The sequence below is a fragment of the Xanthocytophaga flava genome (assembly GCF_030068545.1).
GTDB classification, from domain to species: domain Bacteria; phylum Bacteroidota; class Bacteroidia; order Cytophagales; family 172606-1; genus Xanthocytophaga; species Xanthocytophaga flava.
In genome coordinates, this window is record NZ_JASJOR010000034.1 from 52910 (window position 1) to 68764 (window position 15855).

The following is a 15855-nucleotide window of genomic DNA, read 5'->3' on the forward strand; positions in this document are numbered from 1 at the left end:
TTACCTGATAAGATCCCTAAAAAGAATAGCTGTCCAAAAAAGCAACCGTGGTAACAGAAGTATACTTGCAGGCACTCGTATTATCTGCAAAATCATTACTGTATTTTCAGACTAAATCTCTCATAATCAAAACTGATCTACACACATACATTATCATATGTATGTTTAAGAATATTCTATAGCTACTGCTCAGAGAAGGAAACAGAAGAGAGATGTAAAAATTGCTTCTCTCTTATGAATGTCAAAATATACACATACTTAGAGAAAAAAAAATATATTTACTACATTTTCATTACCACGAACGGGAAAAATTAACAGGCAAAATCTCTGTTATTAAATACCCTTCTAGCAGGCTAGCGTTGAGTTATGGGATCTTGACAGGCTCTCTCAGTATGGTTTTTAGTTTCTCTGGTAACGTTTTCCTAAAATCTGATAAATAGATTTCATGATGTTCTCCTGCTTTCTGCAGATTATGCTCTACAGCAAAAGCCATTATTTTTTCCAGACTTCTGGGTTCATCCGAGAAAGGCCCTACATGTAGTATCTGGACTACAGTACCTTCTTCATACTGAAATCCTACAACCTGTTTGACAAGACTTGTTTTTTTCTTTTGCCAGACAGCTTCCTTCACCGTATCTATATCATTCTCTGTGACGAAGCCTGGTAGTTGAATCAACAACTTCCATTGCCATTCTACACGAGGAACCATCACAGGAGTCTGAGCAGCATCCAGGTCCGAATATTTCTCTGTATCAAACCACAACAAGCTTTCCAGTTTAGGAACCACAAAATCTTTCTGTTGTTTTTTTGTATGAAATTTTATGCCATACGCTACACTGTACAAAGCCTGTAGGTGTTCTGCATAATGCGTTGAGGAAGGATCGCCTTTCCCTTCAATAGCTAAGAAATTTTTCCGAGGGATTTTGACTAGCTCAGGAAGTAGTCCTGCTGAGTAATATGCTTTGTCTTCTTTGGTAAGGTCTGTCTTTTCCATAATTTCCGGATAGAGTGAAGACACAAAGAAAATACAGGATATGACAGCCCTATGTCAGCAGGGTGAATCAAACAGGATTATTGTTCTCTGGTTCTACATGCCTGTAGGTTTTCCATCTAAGCTGTATCTGTTTTTCCGGTTCCAGTATTCTTCTATCTTCTCAGGCCCTTGTTTCTCTGCCCAATGCATTAACTCTTCTCTTTCAGATTGAAAATCCATAAAAGGAACAGCCATTCCACAGGAAGACTGTACAAGGTCAACCGATACATCAATAATCTGACGGGCACCTGCAATAGGTGGAAACAATGCAATTAAGTCGGCCCATGCATCATCTTTTGCATAGACAAGGGAAGCGGTTCCATATAATCGCAGAATATTGGGTTTCCCCTCAAAAGCACAAAACATCAGAGTCATACGATTACTTTCCTGCAGATGGGCGGCAGTTTCATTTCCACTTCCTGTCAGGTTCAACCAAACAACCCGATTACTTCCCAGTACCCGTAATGTGTCCATTCCTTTGGGAGAGACATTGACTCTACCATCGGGAGCCGCTGTACCTACAAAGAATATTTTTTGATTCTCAATAAATTCTCTTGTCGATGCATCAATTTCAGCAAATTGCTTTCCCATATGTGTATTGTTAAAGTCGAATTGATCTGTAGCTTCAAAAATACAAAGAGCAAATTATCTATTGCTACTCTCTGCGATCTATTTCTTTGATACCCATATAGATATTTCATAAAATCATTTCTTATCAAAATATATTTATTGTTTACCCGTCTTTGCTTTCAGTAGCAACAATAAAAGATATCTCACAGCAGGAAACTGCCATTTTATTCTATTTTTGCAACAGACTGCTTACTATACATTCCGATGCAAAAATTTAAACTAAATGGCCGAATATGGATTGAAGGAGAGGAACGTTTTATGGGTATTGGACGCATGGAACTTCTGGAACATATTCAGCGGACAGGCTCTATCTCGCAGGCGGCAAAGGCGATGCAAATGTCATACAAACGTGCATGGGAGCTGGTAAGCTCTATGAATACTCAGGCCAGCAAGCCATTGGTGATTACTCAGACAGGTGGAGAGAAAGGAGGTGGTGCCATAGTTTCAGAAGAAGGTGAGAAGTATCTGGCTTTTTACAAAGAACTCCACAAACGTTTCACAGAATTTATGTGTATCGAATCTGAACATATACCATTCTGATTTGTAGTATTATGATGAATCAAAAAATCAAAGCCATTGTCACAGGTGCCACCGGAATGGTGGGAGAAGGTGTACTCCATGAATGCTTGCAACATCCGGATGTTGAATCTGTTCTGGTTATTGCACGCAAGCCTTCTGGTGTAACACATCCGAAACTGAAAGAAATCATTCATACTAACTTTCTGGACATTACTCCTATAGAAAATCAGCTTAACGGATATAATGCCTGTTTCTTCTGTCTGGGAGTATCTTCTGTGGGAATGAAAGAACCTGAGTACTACAAGCTAACCTACACCTTAACCCTACATGTAGCTCAGATACTCAGTAAAGCTAATCCGGACATGACATTCTGTTATATTTCTGGCAGTGGAACAGACAGCACAGAAAAAGGCAGATCAATGTGGGCCAGAGTGAAAGGCAAAACAGAAAATGACCTGACGAAACTTCCCTTCAAGGCGGTATATAATTTTCGCCCTGGTTACATGCAACCAACTAAAGGGTTGAAGTATACTCTTCCCTATTATAAATACGTAGACTGGCTATATCCTTTCTGGAAATTTGCATTTCCTAATTTCGTTACTACACTCAGTGAACTAGGTCTGGCTATGATACATGTAGTATCCCGTGGATATCACAAGTCTGTTATCGAAGTGAAAGATATTCTAATTCTGGCAAAACCTGTCTGATTATATATGCAGCAACACCTTGCTCTTGTGACATTGCTGGTAGAGGAGTATGATGAGGCGATTGCCTTTTACACAGAGAAACTGCATTTCTCGCTACTTGAAGATACTCCACTCAGCGAAACCAAACGATGGATAGTGGTAGCACCTCCTAATTCTACAGGTTGTAGTCTGCTACTTGCTAAAGCGGCAACAGAGCAACAAGCACGCTACATTGGTAACCAGACAGGAGGGCGGGTATTTTTGTTTTTATATACAGATAACTTCTGGCGGGATTATCATCAGATGAAGTCCAATCAGATCCAGTTTGTGAGAGAACCTAAAGAAGAACCGTATGGAACTGTAGCCGTATTTGAAGATTTGTATGGGAATCTCTGGGACTTGCTTGAGCCAGCTACAAAATAAAATAGCTGGAAAGGGTATTCTTCCAGCTATTCAACAGAAAATATTGTCAACATGAGATAACTTTTAATTCATGACACTCAGTAATATCCGGAAATTCGAATCGTTCAAACATATTCAGAATCTTACTGTCAGGTACCCGTGCCTCATCTTCCCGTTTTGCATTATCAGATAAAATCTGACCGATGTTTTTATGCAAATGGATAATATGAATCTTTGGCTTATAAGGCAACCACATCCCAATCAAAGTTGATCTGATCTGTACATTGATATTGGTAGCATTCCAGACAAAAGACTGCCGTTTACGACAAAACTCCTTGCTTCGTTCTCTGCTAATTTGAATTACCTGTCCCTGATTATCAGTTGGATCAATATCAAATTCTTCCCGAATGCCGTCCAGATGTACCTGAGGCAAATCGGTCAGATGTTTTCTCAGATAACTGTCCTTACCAGCTGCTGGCAATCCACACATCAGATAGATGTTCAACGCATAGTCTGGATACAGTTGTGTATCAGGATAAGCACTATCTACATTAAAGTAATGAAACCGATCATACTCTGATGCAAACTGTTTGGTTTCGCCATAGATATTGTGCTCTATACAAAACTCTCTAAAAAGCTCCAGATTATACAACATCTCATTATGTGTATTACAAATCCGTCCCAGTAAATCAGCTTTGGCAAAAATATATAACCATTTTGTATTCGTTAACAGACTCAGCCGGATAGCATCTTTCAGTGGGTTTTCACGATTTAACACCCAAAATGGATAGCCATGAAAACGTACCAGTGAATATACTTTGGAAATAAAATCCAGCGACTCGTTTTCTTTATCCAGAATCTGACGTGTCAGGGTTGCACCCCTCAGTGCATGGCGCGGATGAGAAATACGACCAGCTTCTCCTGGCCAGGTTTGCATAGTGTCTGGTTTGCAGATGTCATGAAAGACCGCAGTATAAGTAAGTATACGTTGTTCATACTCTGACAACTCCTGAAATTCAGGTAAACTCAGCAGGGCATTTAGTACCATCTCCGTATGGATATATACATTTCCTTCCTGGTGATGCACAGAATCCTGAGGGGTATTCTTCATCCAGTCAAACCGACTCTGGTACTTTCTGACAATAGCAAACTCTGCCAGTTCTTTTTGCAAAACATTCATAGCATTCATCCATTAATTACTGAAATATATTTACACTGAGGCAAATTGCGAATGGATATCCAATACTCTTCCTGTATATCTCTGTCAATTTCGATAGGTAACCGTTCACCATATAGTCGATCTGCTCCATCTTTTCTGCAACCGGAGATCCAATATTCCTCTCCTGTTTCACTCTCATAATAATTGGCTTTAAAGCCAGAGAATCTCTGAAAATGCATTCCATTATAATACAAACTTTTTCCTGATTTAGAGAAAGTTACTTTTCCAATACGTGCATCTCCTGTAAGACTCTCTGCTTTCCGCTCTATATACATAATTCTTGTTTTCATTCTGATCAATATTAAAAGTTCTGAATAACCCATCTACTTTCTACGGTCATCAGGCTTCTGGCCGAACGAAACTCCCAGCTTTCAAACTGATGAATAAACTCAACTGTTTTCTGTGCAAAACCATTCTTATCTGTCTGTTCAGTTAATTGGAGTTCCAGAAAAGTCTGAGCGGTTATTTGTGACTTTGCAAATCCGGGATAGGGTCTAACAAATAGTCCTAGCTCCTCCAGTGAAATAATGAATCCCACTATATGTCCCTCTATCCAGCCACAACACAATTCCAGTTCTTCTTCAGTCTGGCAATCTAGTTTCAATATCAGTATATTATCTTCAGGTATAGTCTGCTCTGCAAATACATCCGTCCAGTTTGATTGCATCCGTTTATATGCATGGCTCAGCTCTGTCTTCAGAATCCAAAAAGTGGATGTTGTAACATTTCTGGCACTGTTAAATACTGGTTTAACAGCCGTGACAACGGGCATCTGATCACGCTTTCCCCGAACCCGAAAGTTTTTGCTCTCCTCAGTAATACCTATTGGAATCCGCCAGTCATGCTGACTCACCACCTGAAAGAAATGCATCAGCAAAGTTTCCAAATCTCGCCTGCCCTTCTTTGGCTGATAGGTTTTACAACTCCAGAGCGCCAGTACTGTCCAGGAAAAACTCCCCAAGTATCCCCATCCATTTCCCTGTATCTTTCGTTTCTTAGCCCAAAGCTTAACAGCCCGAACCAATAATCGAAATTCTTCCAGCGAAACATACTTCTGTGCTTCTTCCAGTATCCGATCAGCTTCCAGACATCCACTCACAGCCTGCCAGCTTACAGAATCAAAATCATACATCCTATCTTCTGTAATTTGTGCCGGGATCACAGAAAAAAGCCTGTAGTTGGCACAAAGCAGATCAATCTGTTGTCCTTCTATACTCAATCTGAGTGCAGGTATCTGTACATCAGTAGCAAAACGGGCCTTTTGGTAAATACCCTCCAGCTGAATTTGTACGCTTTGCAGAAAATCTGCCTGTGAAACACCTTCTGGAATCAGACAAACAACATCGGTATCACTTGTAATACTTTGAATACCCAACCGTGCTGAACCTAATGTATACAGCCGTGTATGCTGGCCAATAACATCGCTGCAAGCCTGTTCTATTATAGACAAAACTACTTGTTGCTGTTCTTTCTGGTGACTTGTGGGCAATGGCAATGATTTTTCAATAAAACCTGTCAAGCTTGAGTCTGAAACCTGTTCAATCTGTCCACTTTCTAAATAAATACGATAACGTACAGAAAACGGATTGTCTCCCTTCCGACTAATCAAAGCAATCTGCGAAACCTGAAAAGACACGGGCTCCCATTCAGGTAATACTTTTTGCGCCTGTTGTTCATTTGCAAACTGTCCCACACTCAGATGCGGTGTAAAACCTGTTGTACGACTTATCTGTTCATTGCATTGAGGAAACAATTCCTGTAATGCACTTTGTAATTCCTGCCATTGTCCTGCTGTTTCCGTTTCAGGTTTTAGCCACGCAGTGATATTATTCCGATGAGTAAACGCTTCATACCCTGTCAGTGTTACGTCAAACGGTCTGAGCCTTGTCAGCTTTTTGGCTAGTAAAGCAGTGGCAGAGCTAAAATATTCATCCGGAATAAACCCATACACTAGCGTAATATGTGGCATCCATCGTGCTACCTTGCTATCGTATTGTTTGCGAATAGCTTGAATAGGGCCCCATAAACTCTCTGGAGGAATGACCACTATAGCACTCTGATAAGTAGGCTGTAGTGTAGTAAAAGTATCGTTATCCAGTCGCACACTTTCTGTATGGAAAGCCAGTGTAGCATATACCCCAAAATGATCTGAAGGATACAACTGTCCATATGTTCCTTCAACAGGCTTGTTACCAAATAAATCTACCTGTTCTGCAATCCAATGGCGGGTAACCGAACGAATCAGAATACGATCCAACCGACCTGGATAACCCGAAAGCGTATTACTGGCTGCCAATGGATTTACAGCTGGATCAAATGTATAGCCTGGCTGATCCGGATAAAGCTGATCCCAACAATCTTTCCATTCTTTCTGCAAGAGAGGCTCCAGCATTTCTTCTCTGGCATTAAAGTCACCTGCTATTACAGTTGCTCCTGACAATGTATACAAATAATCACGGACCACTGAAATCTGTTGTGTACGGATCTTCTCTGCATCAACTGCCCGATTACTAGTCAAATGCACTACTGCTATGTGAATGCTGTTCTCTGCCAACTGCAATGATCCTACCAAACATCCTTTATGAGATGAAAAGGAATGTGATGTGAGCGAAAAAGGAAAGATAGATAACAATAGCAATCCTTGTTCTGCAGCAAATGTTTCTCCAATAGCAGATATGTACATTTTCTGTACCCAGCATTGTTCCAATAACTTACTCAACAATAGTGTGGTTACTTCCTGAAGACAAATAACCTCAGCTTCGCTTTCCTGCAATTGTTCTATAATAGCAGGTATACGTTTGTGTATAGTTGCATCTTCCCCATCGAACCGATTGGTCAATACGTTATAGGTAGCAATCCGCAACTTTTTTGGATTGTCAACTTCTGATTTCTCTGATGCTATCTGCCACTTTCCATTTCTATATCCATATACAGAAGCAGGTTTAAAAACAACTACGGGAGCATTTACTGTTTCAGGTTCAGTATTCCAGACAGTCTCAGGCAACTGATCACCTGTAAACAAATCAATACGTTGCTCCCGATCCCATACAATTACCTCACCACACCGAACATACCGGATACGATGCCAGGGAATTTCTCCATTTTCGTCCCATTCCAGCAATGGTTTCTCTCTCAGTCCACTGGCAGACATCCGATCCAGAAAACCGATCACAAACACCTGTGGATTCAGACGAGGGTCCCATAGAATACGATGGATAATCTCGTGACTGGTGATAAACTTTTCTTTGGGTCCGTCTTTTTTCTTTGCTTTCATGTCTTATCCTTTCTCTCTCAAAAACTCTTTTATGGTTTCTTCCATGGCTGCCTGAATATGCCTTTCGATCATTTCTTTTTCCATTTGAGTAAGCTTATTCAGGGACTTACGAAAGTTTGTCTCAATTTCGTACTGTATATCTTCCTGAAAATACTGGCTCAATTGTGCTACTTTGTGGCTATCAGAAGCCTTAACCCGGCCAATTTTTGAAACAGCATTCGACACACGATTAGCATTAACCAATCGTAAAATATCCCTTATCAGGCGGGTAGTTTTACCTTTAGGCTCAAAAGCATTCCATTTTTCAGACTGATGAAACTGCACTTCTGAAAACTCCCGAATCTTCATTTTCAATACAGGACGGAATATCTCCTTAGGAGTAGTCAATACGAATGAAACCCGTGGCTTAATCACCACTCCCTCTGCCGAATTAGGAAAAGGCAATCGGGGCAGATTCAGCTTTGCAGGAAGTCTGCTTTCAAAATGGATATCAAAATGCAAAGCTTCTTCATAACTCCCAATCAAAAGTGCCTCTGCATATATCAAACCTACTTGATCACACAAGGAAGCCATAGTATCATAATCCAGGTATTTTTTAGCCACATCAGAAGTCTCATTTTGTATAGCAATATCAAAGATGCAAAACTCAATATTGGGTGAATAGTATATACCGGATTGTACCAGATCTACCAAAGGATTAGGCTCAATATCCGGATGTGGATACCCACCTCCACAAAGTTCGCCATACAACAAGGCTGTTTCTTCTGCTTTGAGTAGTCCTTTCTTCTGCAAAAGATCCTGTATCTCCAGAAACTTTCCTTCCAGCTTCTCTACAAGATCTTGATATCCAAAGAAATCATCTTCAGGTAAAAGAATTTCCTTTCGTTTTGCATACTGTATTTCCTGTGCAGTGAGTACTACACAGAAATTTGCGCCATGCAATTTCTCTGTAACTACCCATTCTGCCTTTTGTATCTGTCTGTAGTGTTCCTGAGTCAGCCCTCGATTCAGTAAACCTCCTTCTATTTTTTCGTATGATGTAAACATAAATCTCTTATTTAGTCATGGATTAAACCAATCCCGGCAATCATTCAAACAGATTAACACCTTCTGCCAGTCGGTTAGGAATAATAGGACGGTCCAGCCAGTGTGTTTCTGAATCCAGAATGCTGGTCAGAAAATCGGCTCGTACAAACTTAAACCGGTCTTCAACAATCTGCTCGTTCTCCTGTTTGATATATAAACCTTCCATCACAGGACTTGGATTGGTTTCCTTTGCTGCAATGTCATATCGTAACCCCAGCTTTTCACAATCTGATTTCAAACATTCCATATGATGATCGTTGATAAAATGAGAATGTGTAATAAAATCGTAAAACTGTTCTTTATGAGTCAGAGGACCTTCAAACAATATCTTCACAGATTTCATAAAAGGCATAAACTCCAGTATATCACGACGTTGGAACGTACTCAGAAATACATCTTTTACCTTATCATAAATATCAAATTCCAGAAAGTAATGAGGCAGATCTGTATAGTATACTGTGTGTTTAGCATACATCCATTCACCATAAATAATATACTCATCTCCAATTACATCCCACATTTGTGGAGCATAGGTATTTGCCCAGGTTTTCAGTAAATCAAAATGACGTTCCCGATAACCTCCGGTTAGGTAGTGTCCACGACTTTGTAGCAGCAGTTCGCCACGTTCTGAAAAGCTAATTCCTGCATTTGCACCATCCATCTTTTCTTCGATAACCAGAAACTTGCCCTTTATTTCTTCAAAAGGTACACTTTTCAGATCTTCGTCACCTTTTTGCAATCTTGATCCCTCAATATGGCGTGTACGAGGATATTTTTTTATAGTAATCATATGTAATCAGTTATAGATAGCCTATCCAGAAAAGATCCTGTATAGTCACAAGTAGCTGTTACGTTCACTAACAGTCAACAATCAGACACTATACACGTATCCTTCCTGATTGGCTCAGGTAGTTTTTAAAATAAGAAAATAGGCAATAGAATAACTAAGAAGATCTATTTGGGAGATCTTCCTGCCTGAGGATCAGGCAAGAGGGGTAGTATGTAGATTACAAGACACGCACTGTTTAAAAAGCGGAACAAAAGTCTGTTATATATTAATTCAACTTTCTATGAAAGGTAACCAAAATAAACCACGTTTTTTTCAATCAGAGATAGATAGATTGTTTTCTATTACCTTATTTATCAAAACAAATTCTGCCTCAATAGGATTTCTCATAAAATAACTATCTACTATTCCAATTAAGCACAAAAAAATAAGGTTGTTTATACAAATTTACATTTTAATTTATTTTTTTTGTTCATTAGCCAACTTAACTATCTTATCCTCTTAACCAATCCTCATGAATAAAGCAGTTCTTATTACTGGTGCCGCAGGCAATCTGGGTAGTGCCGTTACTGAAAGGTTTTTAACAGAAGGTTATCAGGTGATCGCTGTAGTAGAGCCCCGGACACGTCATCATTTTCCAGAAAATCCTAATCTAACTGTAAAGGAGGCAAATCTTTTTGATGAAGATGCTGCTCGCATAGTAGTTCAACAAACATACGATCAATACCCTTCACTTCAGGCAGCGGTACTTCTTGTAGGTGGTTTTTCGATGGGAAATCTGGTCCGAACCAGTTACCATGAAGTAGAACAAATGTTTGAGTTGAATTTCAAATCAACTTACAATGTAGCTCGTCCTCTGTTTTTACGTATGCAGGCACATGGTAATGGGGGTCGTCTGGTATTAATTGGTGCGCGTCCTGCCCTTGAATCTGATGCAGGTGCAGACTTGATTGGTTATTCTCTATCCAAATCACTGATTTTTAAATTAGCTGAACTCTTGAATGTAGCTGGCAAAGAAAAGAATATTGTTACTTCTGTAGTAGTTCCTAGCATTATAGATACTCCAACCAATCGAGCAGCAATGCCAAATGCCGATTTTTCAGCATGGGTTAAACCAGAAGAGCTTGCTGAAAAAATAGAAAACGCCTGTCAGATTGACAAGCGTCCGGAAGAGACCGTTATAAAAGTTTATGGTAAATTATAATGTCATGGTACAGATATGACCCCCTGTACCATACCATACATAATTAATAATTCTGATAATATTTGCGTAGAGTGCCTGTTGCCTGTGTATAGATAGGCTTGCAAAATTCGATAAATAAATCCTGAGGAGCAGGAGGTTGAGCTTCACGTAACTGTGATAGCTTTACCTGCTTGTCAGTCAATGCGCGTTCATCTCCCTTATAACTAGCCCACTCAGATCTCCAGACAAACTCGCCAGGCATCTTTTCCTGAAATAATACACGCTTGGTTTGTGGGTCCATTACCTGTAAGTCCATTAATCCACGAGAGCTTATAGTTTTCTGAAACAGGGTAAATTTAGCTTTTACTGTACCATACACATTTTTGTTTCCAGCAGCTGTTTTAACCTGTCCTACAATCACACTATCCCGTGAAATTTCTTCTGTACTCTCTTTCATGTATACCTGCCCTACTACAAAATCATCAAACTGCATACGTACCAGATGATCCGGATTGCGCAAACCTACCTTTTGAGCTTCACCTGGCGTATAAAAACGAACAAACTCATTCATTTTTTCACTTCCTACAAATTGATTAATCTTATTCTGGAAGAATTCATTACTTAAACTATAGGCACGCGAATGAACCGGAATCTGTTCAAAAACCACTTTAAGAGTGGCTTCAAACTTGGCTTGCTGCATACGTTGCTGCACATCCTTATAGTTAGGAACAAATTCTGATGCTCTTAGAAAATGAAGATATGCCTCTTTTGCACTCTCCCGGGTATTATCCCGATCAAAAGCAACTACACCTGCATTGTATCTCTCTGTAGCAGCCAGTTGCTTTGCTTCACCAATCTCATTCAGATAGGTACGTGCATTAGGAACTTCTTCACGACAAGCAGGGCAGCGCTGAATCTCATTCGTCAACTGAGTCAAGGCCTGATAGGAAGCAATAATCCCTTCATACTTGAAGGCTTCGTTTGAATTTCGGAGATTACTTATGCGGTTAGTATGATATTCCAGCGTCAGAGGATAACCGTCACGTAAGGTTTCACGGGCTTTACTATTATTTGGACTACTTCTTAACCGATTGATAGCCTTCATAATAGCTTCTTCATAATTTCCCTTTTGTAAGGCTTTCTTTCCTGATGAACAAGCCCCTGAGAGGATTAGTATTATCAGTAAAATTCTTTTCATAGACTTGGACGAGTGTAGTTTTAATACGAGGTGTCAGATACAATATTAATTAGTATCTTTCCTTTTATTAAGTAAATATCGTGCCATTTTTATTAGATGAAAGAAAATCGGCAAAAGAGTAATTTTACTCACTCAGAAATTTTCTCGCTTTCCTGACTGGAAAAAGAATTTAGTAGTTTAAAGAGAGCTCGGGAAAAACCAGAAAACAACCAGAGAATTCCTGTAAATAGCAGGGAAAATGTTACCAAAAAGGGATATAGTAAGGCAAATAATATGTTCCACGCATATTTTAGCCATGTTGCGTTAGGATTTTGCTGTTCTTCCATAAAATAAGACATATTGACCCAGAGAAGTGACTCACTGTTTATTATCCGAAACCATTACTTCTGATCTAACATACATTTTCGTATCAAATGATCAATATGCAAATAGAGAAGCTGGAAAGGTTTGTTCAACAAGTCCGCATCAGGTTTAGTACGAACTCGTTGAACAAATTACATTTTAGTTACTTATTATTGAGGCATGTAAGAGACCTGTACACGAAAACGCTTGTCAACAGCAGCTAATCTTTCATATGCTTTCTTAGATAATTTTACAATAACCTTATCATTATCCCCAGTATCAGGAAGCTTGCCTACTACTTTTACGAAAACACTCTGATCATTCATTTCGTTTCGTACCTGCATAATAGTGCCAACCGGAGCAGTTCTATGAAGGGCCAAAAATAAGTCACTGCTTGCAGCATCTGTAATTGCCTCAGCCATACCAGTTTCAACTGTCTTTACATATCCACTGTTGTTAATCACCAATGGACTTGCCTTCTCTGCTGCCTTTTCTTCTTCTTTATTTCCAATACTATCTACAGATTTACCAGTTGAGGCAGGTGTCACCATAGCCGTTGCTGTTGGATCCATAGTAGCAGGTTTGCTTTCTGTATTTACTGGTGTAGTAGTTGCAATCGTATTAGTTACAGGTGCAGGAGTTGTGGCAACGATAGGAGTAGCTGTTTTTTTCTCTGGTGCTTTTTCTACGATGGTTGTTTTTACAGGCTCATGTACTTTGGTTTCTGTATGTGCAACAGTAGTAAGTGCCGGTGTATTTTCAGGCAAACTTACAACCAGTTCCTGTCCTATATCAATATTATCTGAACGCAAATCATTCCAATCTCTCAGGTTATCCACTGATACTTTATATTTGCGGGCAATCCTATATAATCCTTCGCCATTGGCTACTGTGTGTTTCTTACTACCAGCAGGCACTGTAGCTTTCTCTTCGGTAGAAGCAGCAATAATGGCTGCTTTCTCAGCTTTTTCAGAAGCTTCACCATTACCTACAACTAGTTCCTGACCAATGTGTAATTCATCAGAAGATAAGCGGTTCCATTTACGAAGATTATCCACTGATACTTTATATTTGCGGGCAATACTATATAATCCTTCGCCGTTGGCTACTGTGTGTTTCTTACCACTCACAATGACATCATTGTCTTTGGGAGCACTGGTTGTAGCAGGCGTACCGGATGTGTTTACTGCAACAGAACCTGTATAAGGTATTTTTATAATTTCTCCTGACCTCAGCGCATCTTTCATTCCCGGGTTTTCACTTTTAATTGTGTTTACAGAAGAATGATAGCGGCGAGCCAATGAAAAAAGGGTCTCACCTGACTCTACTTTATGCAAAACCAAGGTATTTTTTCCTTTGCGTTCTACTCCAACTGAATCTTTTGGCATGGAAACAGACGCAAAAACAGATACATTTACGAATAGACAAGTAGAAAACAAAAAGATGTGTTTAGATTTCATAGCCTAGAAGGAGGGTTTGCTCTTTTACAAAGATTAATAACTGCTCAAAAACGAAAAACGTACCTTTTCCGATACCCGTGCGTTGGGTTGCTATTTTTTCGTGCAAGAGCGGCACTCGGGAATGGATATCGAAAACGACCAGATAATTTTCTACCTGATCTTCGGCGTAAATATAATAAGAAATAATTATACTATGCTTGGTTTCCGCATATTCCAATGCATTTTTTGGTAAAATTTTAAGGGTCTTGGATAAAAATTCTGCAATAATCTGAAAATAATCATCTTCCGATGTATAATGCACGGGAAAGATAGCAGAAGAACTGGGTACAGATACAGAAAAAAGCGGCTCATCAGATTGTCGGATAATTTTTCCTGATAATGCATCCAGTGTATAATATTCAGGTAATGCCTCTTTTATCCTACGGGTTAGCACAGAACCATCCGAAGCTAATTGCATAAATTGCAGCTCTATTTGCTCCCAGCAAATTTGCTGCGTTTCTATATTCAGGGCCACGATACCGCGTGGATCCGGATTCTGGCCATCCGGAAATATTTGCAAAAATAATATACCTCTGTCAGCAGCAACACCACTACTCCACCAACGTTCAGAAGGTGACCAATTGGCCCACATAAGTGTTTTCTGGTGAATATCTACAGCAGCAAATAGTACTTTGTGAGAGAAATGACGGATTTCCAGTATCAGATAAGGCTTATGAAGATCTGGAATCACGCGCCAGATGAGTCCATCAAAAGAAAAAGAAAAAGCGGGTAACAAAATTTGATTTATATCGTAATGATTCACATTCTATTCTTAGAGAAGATCATCTATTAATCTGCTCATTCTCAAATACTAGTCAATAGGAAGCAGATCAAAAATAATCCTCTCTGTATATACATTGACTATTATAATATTTAGTATATTTATTGCCAAACATTTTTCCGTAAATTTGGTTTCAATTCTAACTAAATTTTAATACGATTTACGTTTTAATTTATTGCATTTTTCACAATATTGTGATAATATTCGCGTCTTGAACACTCTTTACTCTACTCTAAAGCAATCATGGAAAAAGAACACCCAATGCATCCAGGTATCTTGCTGAAAAAGCAACTACAATCTGCCAACATCAAAGCAAAGTTTGTAGCAGAAAAAATTCATGTTTCCAATTCTCAATTCGGGGACATTTTAAATGGCAAACGCCGTATTACACCTAAAATAGCCCTTCTCCTTGAGAAAGAGTTTGGTTATAGGGCTAAAGAGTGGGTTCGCCTGCAAGCTGATTACGAATTAGAACTTGAACGCATTGAAATGGTAAATGGAGTGAATGAATCTACTCTTTAAGCATAAAGTGCTACATTCAGAAATATATACCATATCTAGTGTTTATTAAATATATTTTTTCCTCAAAATTCTCAATTTTGAGGAATTTTATTTTTATGGCTATTTTACTGTGAAGTAAACTAGTCAAAGGTATCTTTTCAAGTAAAAGGATTTTATCTTCCGGAAACAGTTCCTCTCTGGCTATTAGTCTGTAGATTAATTTCTATTCGTGGAATAGAGACTCCAGGCCTGCTGGCAGCATATAAAAAGTTCAGATAACTTTGCCGAACTCTATAAAGAGCTACTACCATATCCCATACTCTATATCGGTTTACATAGGGCTTGTGTCGGGAATGTGTAAACAACCAGATTCTATCCTTCGTATCTACCTGTATTTTGGCTACGCGACAATCTTTATACAAAACATAAGGTTCCCGAATAGCATAACCTCGCGACGAAAGTGCACGCCTTACAAAAGGCATCGATACTTTTCTACGGCAAATGACAGCCCATAGAGTTCTAAAAAAGCCTCCAACGGCTCCTATTTGAATATTGTAATCGCTATTCATGATCCCACCTCCTTTTATATCACTTAACCAATATCAAATATAATTTAACTACTCAATAATACGAAAATGCAACTTCATAATCAAGATGTTTTGTTAAGAAAAAAGATACTATTTTTGAGTATCTTTCCGTTCTATCGGATAGTTCA

General features: G+C 39.1%; 16 protein-coding genes. 5 read left to right on the forward strand and 11 right to left on the reverse strand.

The genetic code is table 11. The annotated features are described in order from the left end of the window. Window positions 1-364 precede the first annotated feature (364 nt). Window positions 365-994 (reverse strand): GyrI-like domain-containing protein, encoded by a 630-nt coding sequence (locus tag QNI15_RS32525; RefSeq protein ID WP_314035959.1) that lies wholly within the window; start codon window positions 992-994, stop codon window positions 365-367. A gap of 93 nt (window positions 995-1087) precedes the next feature. Continuing rightward, a complete protein-coding gene (locus QNI15_RS32530) occupies window positions 1088-1624 on the reverse strand; it encodes a pyridoxamine 5'-phosphate oxidase family protein (RefSeq protein WP_314003950.1) in 537 nt (178 codons plus the stop codon). A gap of 243 nt (window positions 1625-1867) precedes the next feature. Between QNI15_RS32530 and QNI15_RS32535 the strand changes: the two genes are divergently transcribed. The 3 genes from QNI15_RS32535 to QNI15_RS32545 are packed head-to-tail and all read left to right on the forward strand — an operon-like array spanning window position 1868 to window position 3291. After that, the gene (locus QNI15_RS32535) at window positions 1868-2203 is read left to right on the forward strand and encodes a winged helix-turn-helix domain-containing protein (RefSeq protein WP_314035961.1); all 336 of its coding nucleotides are present in this window, start codon (window positions 1868-1870) and stop codon (window positions 2201-2203) included. An 11-nt stretch (window positions 2204-2214) separates the two neighbouring features. Continuing rightward, window positions 2215-2889, forward strand: coding sequence for an NAD-dependent epimerase/dehydratase family protein (locus QNI15_RS32540; protein WP_314035963.1), 675 nt, complete (start codon window positions 2215-2217; stop codon window positions 2887-2889). 6 nt (window positions 2890-2895) lie between these two features. Then, a complete protein-coding gene (locus QNI15_RS32545; protein WP_314003958.1) occupies window positions 2896-3291 on the forward strand; it encodes a VOC family protein in 396 nt (131 codons plus the stop codon). Between the two features lie 46 nt (window positions 3292-3337). Here QNI15_RS32545 and QNI15_RS32550 read toward each other — a convergent pair whose 3' ends face one another. From QNI15_RS32550 to QNI15_RS32570, 5 genes are read right to left on the reverse strand one after another with little or no spacing between them, the layout of a single operon-like run. After that, complete coding sequence (locus QNI15_RS32550) at window positions 3338-4450, reverse strand: AAA family ATPase (protein ID WP_314035965.1); 1113 nt, start codon at window positions 4448-4450, stop codon at window positions 3338-3340. Between the two features lie 5 nt (window positions 4451-4455). After that, the gene (locus tag QNI15_RS32555) at window positions 4456-4779 is read right to left on the reverse strand and encodes a hypothetical protein (protein ID WP_314035967.1); all 324 of its coding nucleotides are present in this window, start codon (window positions 4777-4779) and stop codon (window positions 4456-4458) included. A gap of 11 nt (window positions 4780-4790) precedes the next feature. Next, window positions 4791-7763, reverse strand: coding sequence for a poly(A) polymerase (locus QNI15_RS32560; protein ID WP_314035968.1), 2973 nt, complete (start codon window positions 7761-7763; stop codon window positions 4791-4793). A 3-nt stretch (window positions 7764-7766) separates the two neighbouring features. Next, complete coding sequence (locus tag QNI15_RS32565; RefSeq protein WP_314035970.1) at window positions 7767-8810, reverse strand: RNA ligase family protein; 1044 nt, start codon at window positions 8808-8810, stop codon at window positions 7767-7769. A 40-nt stretch (window positions 8811-8850) separates the two neighbouring features. Further along, the gene (locus QNI15_RS32570) at window positions 8851-9639 is read right to left on the reverse strand and encodes an RNA ligase family protein (RefSeq protein WP_314035972.1); all 789 of its coding nucleotides are present in this window, start codon (window positions 9637-9639) and stop codon (window positions 8851-8853) included. A gap of 511 nt (window positions 9640-10150) precedes the next feature. Between QNI15_RS32570 and QNI15_RS32575 the strand changes: the two genes are divergently transcribed. Continuing rightward, a complete protein-coding gene (locus QNI15_RS32575) occupies window positions 10151-10840 on the forward strand; it encodes an SDR family NAD(P)-dependent oxidoreductase (protein ID WP_313987168.1) in 690 nt (229 codons plus the stop codon). Window positions 10841-10883: 43 nt separating this feature from the next. On the opposite strand, the gene QNI15_RS32580 is transcribed toward QNI15_RS32575, so the two are convergent. From QNI15_RS32580 to QNI15_RS32590, 3 genes are all read right to left on the reverse strand, one after another. Continuing rightward, window positions 10884-12017 carry a hypothetical protein gene (locus QNI15_RS32580; RefSeq protein ID WP_314003993.1) on the reverse strand — a complete coding sequence of 378 codons (1134 nt, stop codon included), beginning with the start codon at window positions 12015-12017 and terminating at the stop codon, window positions 10884-10886. A gap of 512 nt (window positions 12018-12529) precedes the next feature. Then, window positions 12530-13819: a LysM peptidoglycan-binding domain-containing protein gene (locus tag QNI15_RS32585; RefSeq protein WP_314035974.1), complete on the reverse strand. Its 1290-nt coding sequence runs from the start codon at window positions 13817-13819 to the stop codon at window positions 12530-12532. Then, entirely contained in the window at window positions 13809-14594 is a 786-nt protein-coding gene (locus QNI15_RS32590; RefSeq protein WP_314035976.1) for a DUF4905 domain-containing protein, read from the reverse strand. Before QNI15_RS32590 ends, QNI15_RS32585 begins: the two co-directional genes overlap by 11 nt. A gap of 288 nt (window positions 14595-14882) precedes the next feature. On the opposite strand from QNI15_RS32590, the gene QNI15_RS32595 reads away from it, so the two are divergent. Next, window positions 14883-15161 carry a HigA family addiction module antitoxin gene (locus QNI15_RS32595; protein ID WP_313987176.1) on the forward strand — a complete coding sequence of 93 codons (279 nt, stop codon included), beginning with the start codon at window positions 14883-14885 and terminating at the stop codon, window positions 15159-15161. Between the two features lie 152 nt (window positions 15162-15313). On the opposite strand, the gene QNI15_RS32600 is transcribed toward QNI15_RS32595, so the two are convergent. Then, window positions 15314-15709, reverse strand: coding sequence for a hypothetical protein (locus QNI15_RS32600; RefSeq protein ID WP_314035978.1), 396 nt, complete (start codon window positions 15707-15709; stop codon window positions 15314-15316). Between the last annotated feature and the right edge of the window lie 146 nt (window positions 15710-15855).

Excerpts from the sequence above, each read along its gene's own strand:
- QNI15_RS32525 (WP_314035959.1), bottom strand. The coding sequence starts at position 994 with ATGGAAAAGACAGACCTTACCAAAGAAGACAAAGCATATTACTCAGCA.
- QNI15_RS32530 (WP_314003950.1), bottom strand. The coding sequence starts at position 1,624 with ATGGGAAAGCAATTTGCTGAAATTGATGCATCGACAAGAGAATTTATT.
- QNI15_RS32535 (WP_314035961.1), top strand. The coding sequence starts at position 1,868 with ATGCAAAAATTTAAACTAAATGGCCGAATATGGATTGAAGGAGAGGAA.
- QNI15_RS32540 (WP_314035963.1), top strand. The coding sequence starts at position 2,215 with ATGATGAATCAAAAAATCAAAGCCATTGTCACAGGTGCCACCGGAATG.
- QNI15_RS32545 (WP_314003958.1), top strand. The coding sequence starts at position 2,896 with ATGCAGCAACACCTTGCTCTTGTGACATTGCTGGTAGAGGAGTATGAT.
- QNI15_RS32550 (WP_314035965.1), bottom strand. The coding sequence starts at position 4,450 with ATGAATGTTTTGCAAAAAGAACTGGCAGAGTTTGCTATTGTCAGAAAG.
- QNI15_RS32555 (WP_314035967.1), bottom strand. The coding sequence starts at position 4,779 with ATGAAAACAAGAATTATGTATATAGAGCGGAAAGCAGAGAGTCTTACA.
- QNI15_RS32560 (WP_314035968.1), bottom strand. The coding sequence starts at position 7,763 with ATGAAAGCAAAGAAAAAAGACGGACCCAAAGAAAAGTTTATCACCAGT.
- QNI15_RS32565 (WP_314035970.1), bottom strand. The coding sequence starts at position 8,810 with ATGTTTACATCATACGAAAAAATAGAAGGAGGTTTACTGAATCGAGGG.
- QNI15_RS32570 (WP_314035972.1), bottom strand. The coding sequence starts at position 9,639 with ATGATTACTATAAAAAAATATCCTCGTACACGCCATATTGAGGGATCA.
- QNI15_RS32575 (WP_313987168.1), top strand. The coding sequence starts at position 10,151 with ATGAATAAAGCAGTTCTTATTACTGGTGCCGCAGGCAATCTGGGTAGT.
- QNI15_RS32580 (WP_314003993.1), bottom strand. The coding sequence starts at position 12,017 with ATGAAAAGAATTTTACTGATAATACTAATCCTCTCAGGGGCTTGTTCA.
- QNI15_RS32585 (WP_314035974.1), bottom strand. The coding sequence starts at position 13,819 with ATGAAATCTAAACACATCTTTTTGTTTTCTACTTGTCTATTCGTAAAT.
- QNI15_RS32595 (WP_313987176.1), top strand. The coding sequence starts at position 14,883 with ATGGAAAAAGAACACCCAATGCATCCAGGTATCTTGCTGAAAAAGCAA.
- QNI15_RS32600 (WP_314035978.1), bottom strand. The coding sequence starts at position 15,709 with ATGAATAGCGATTACAATATTCAAATAGGAGCCGTTGGAGGCTTTTTT.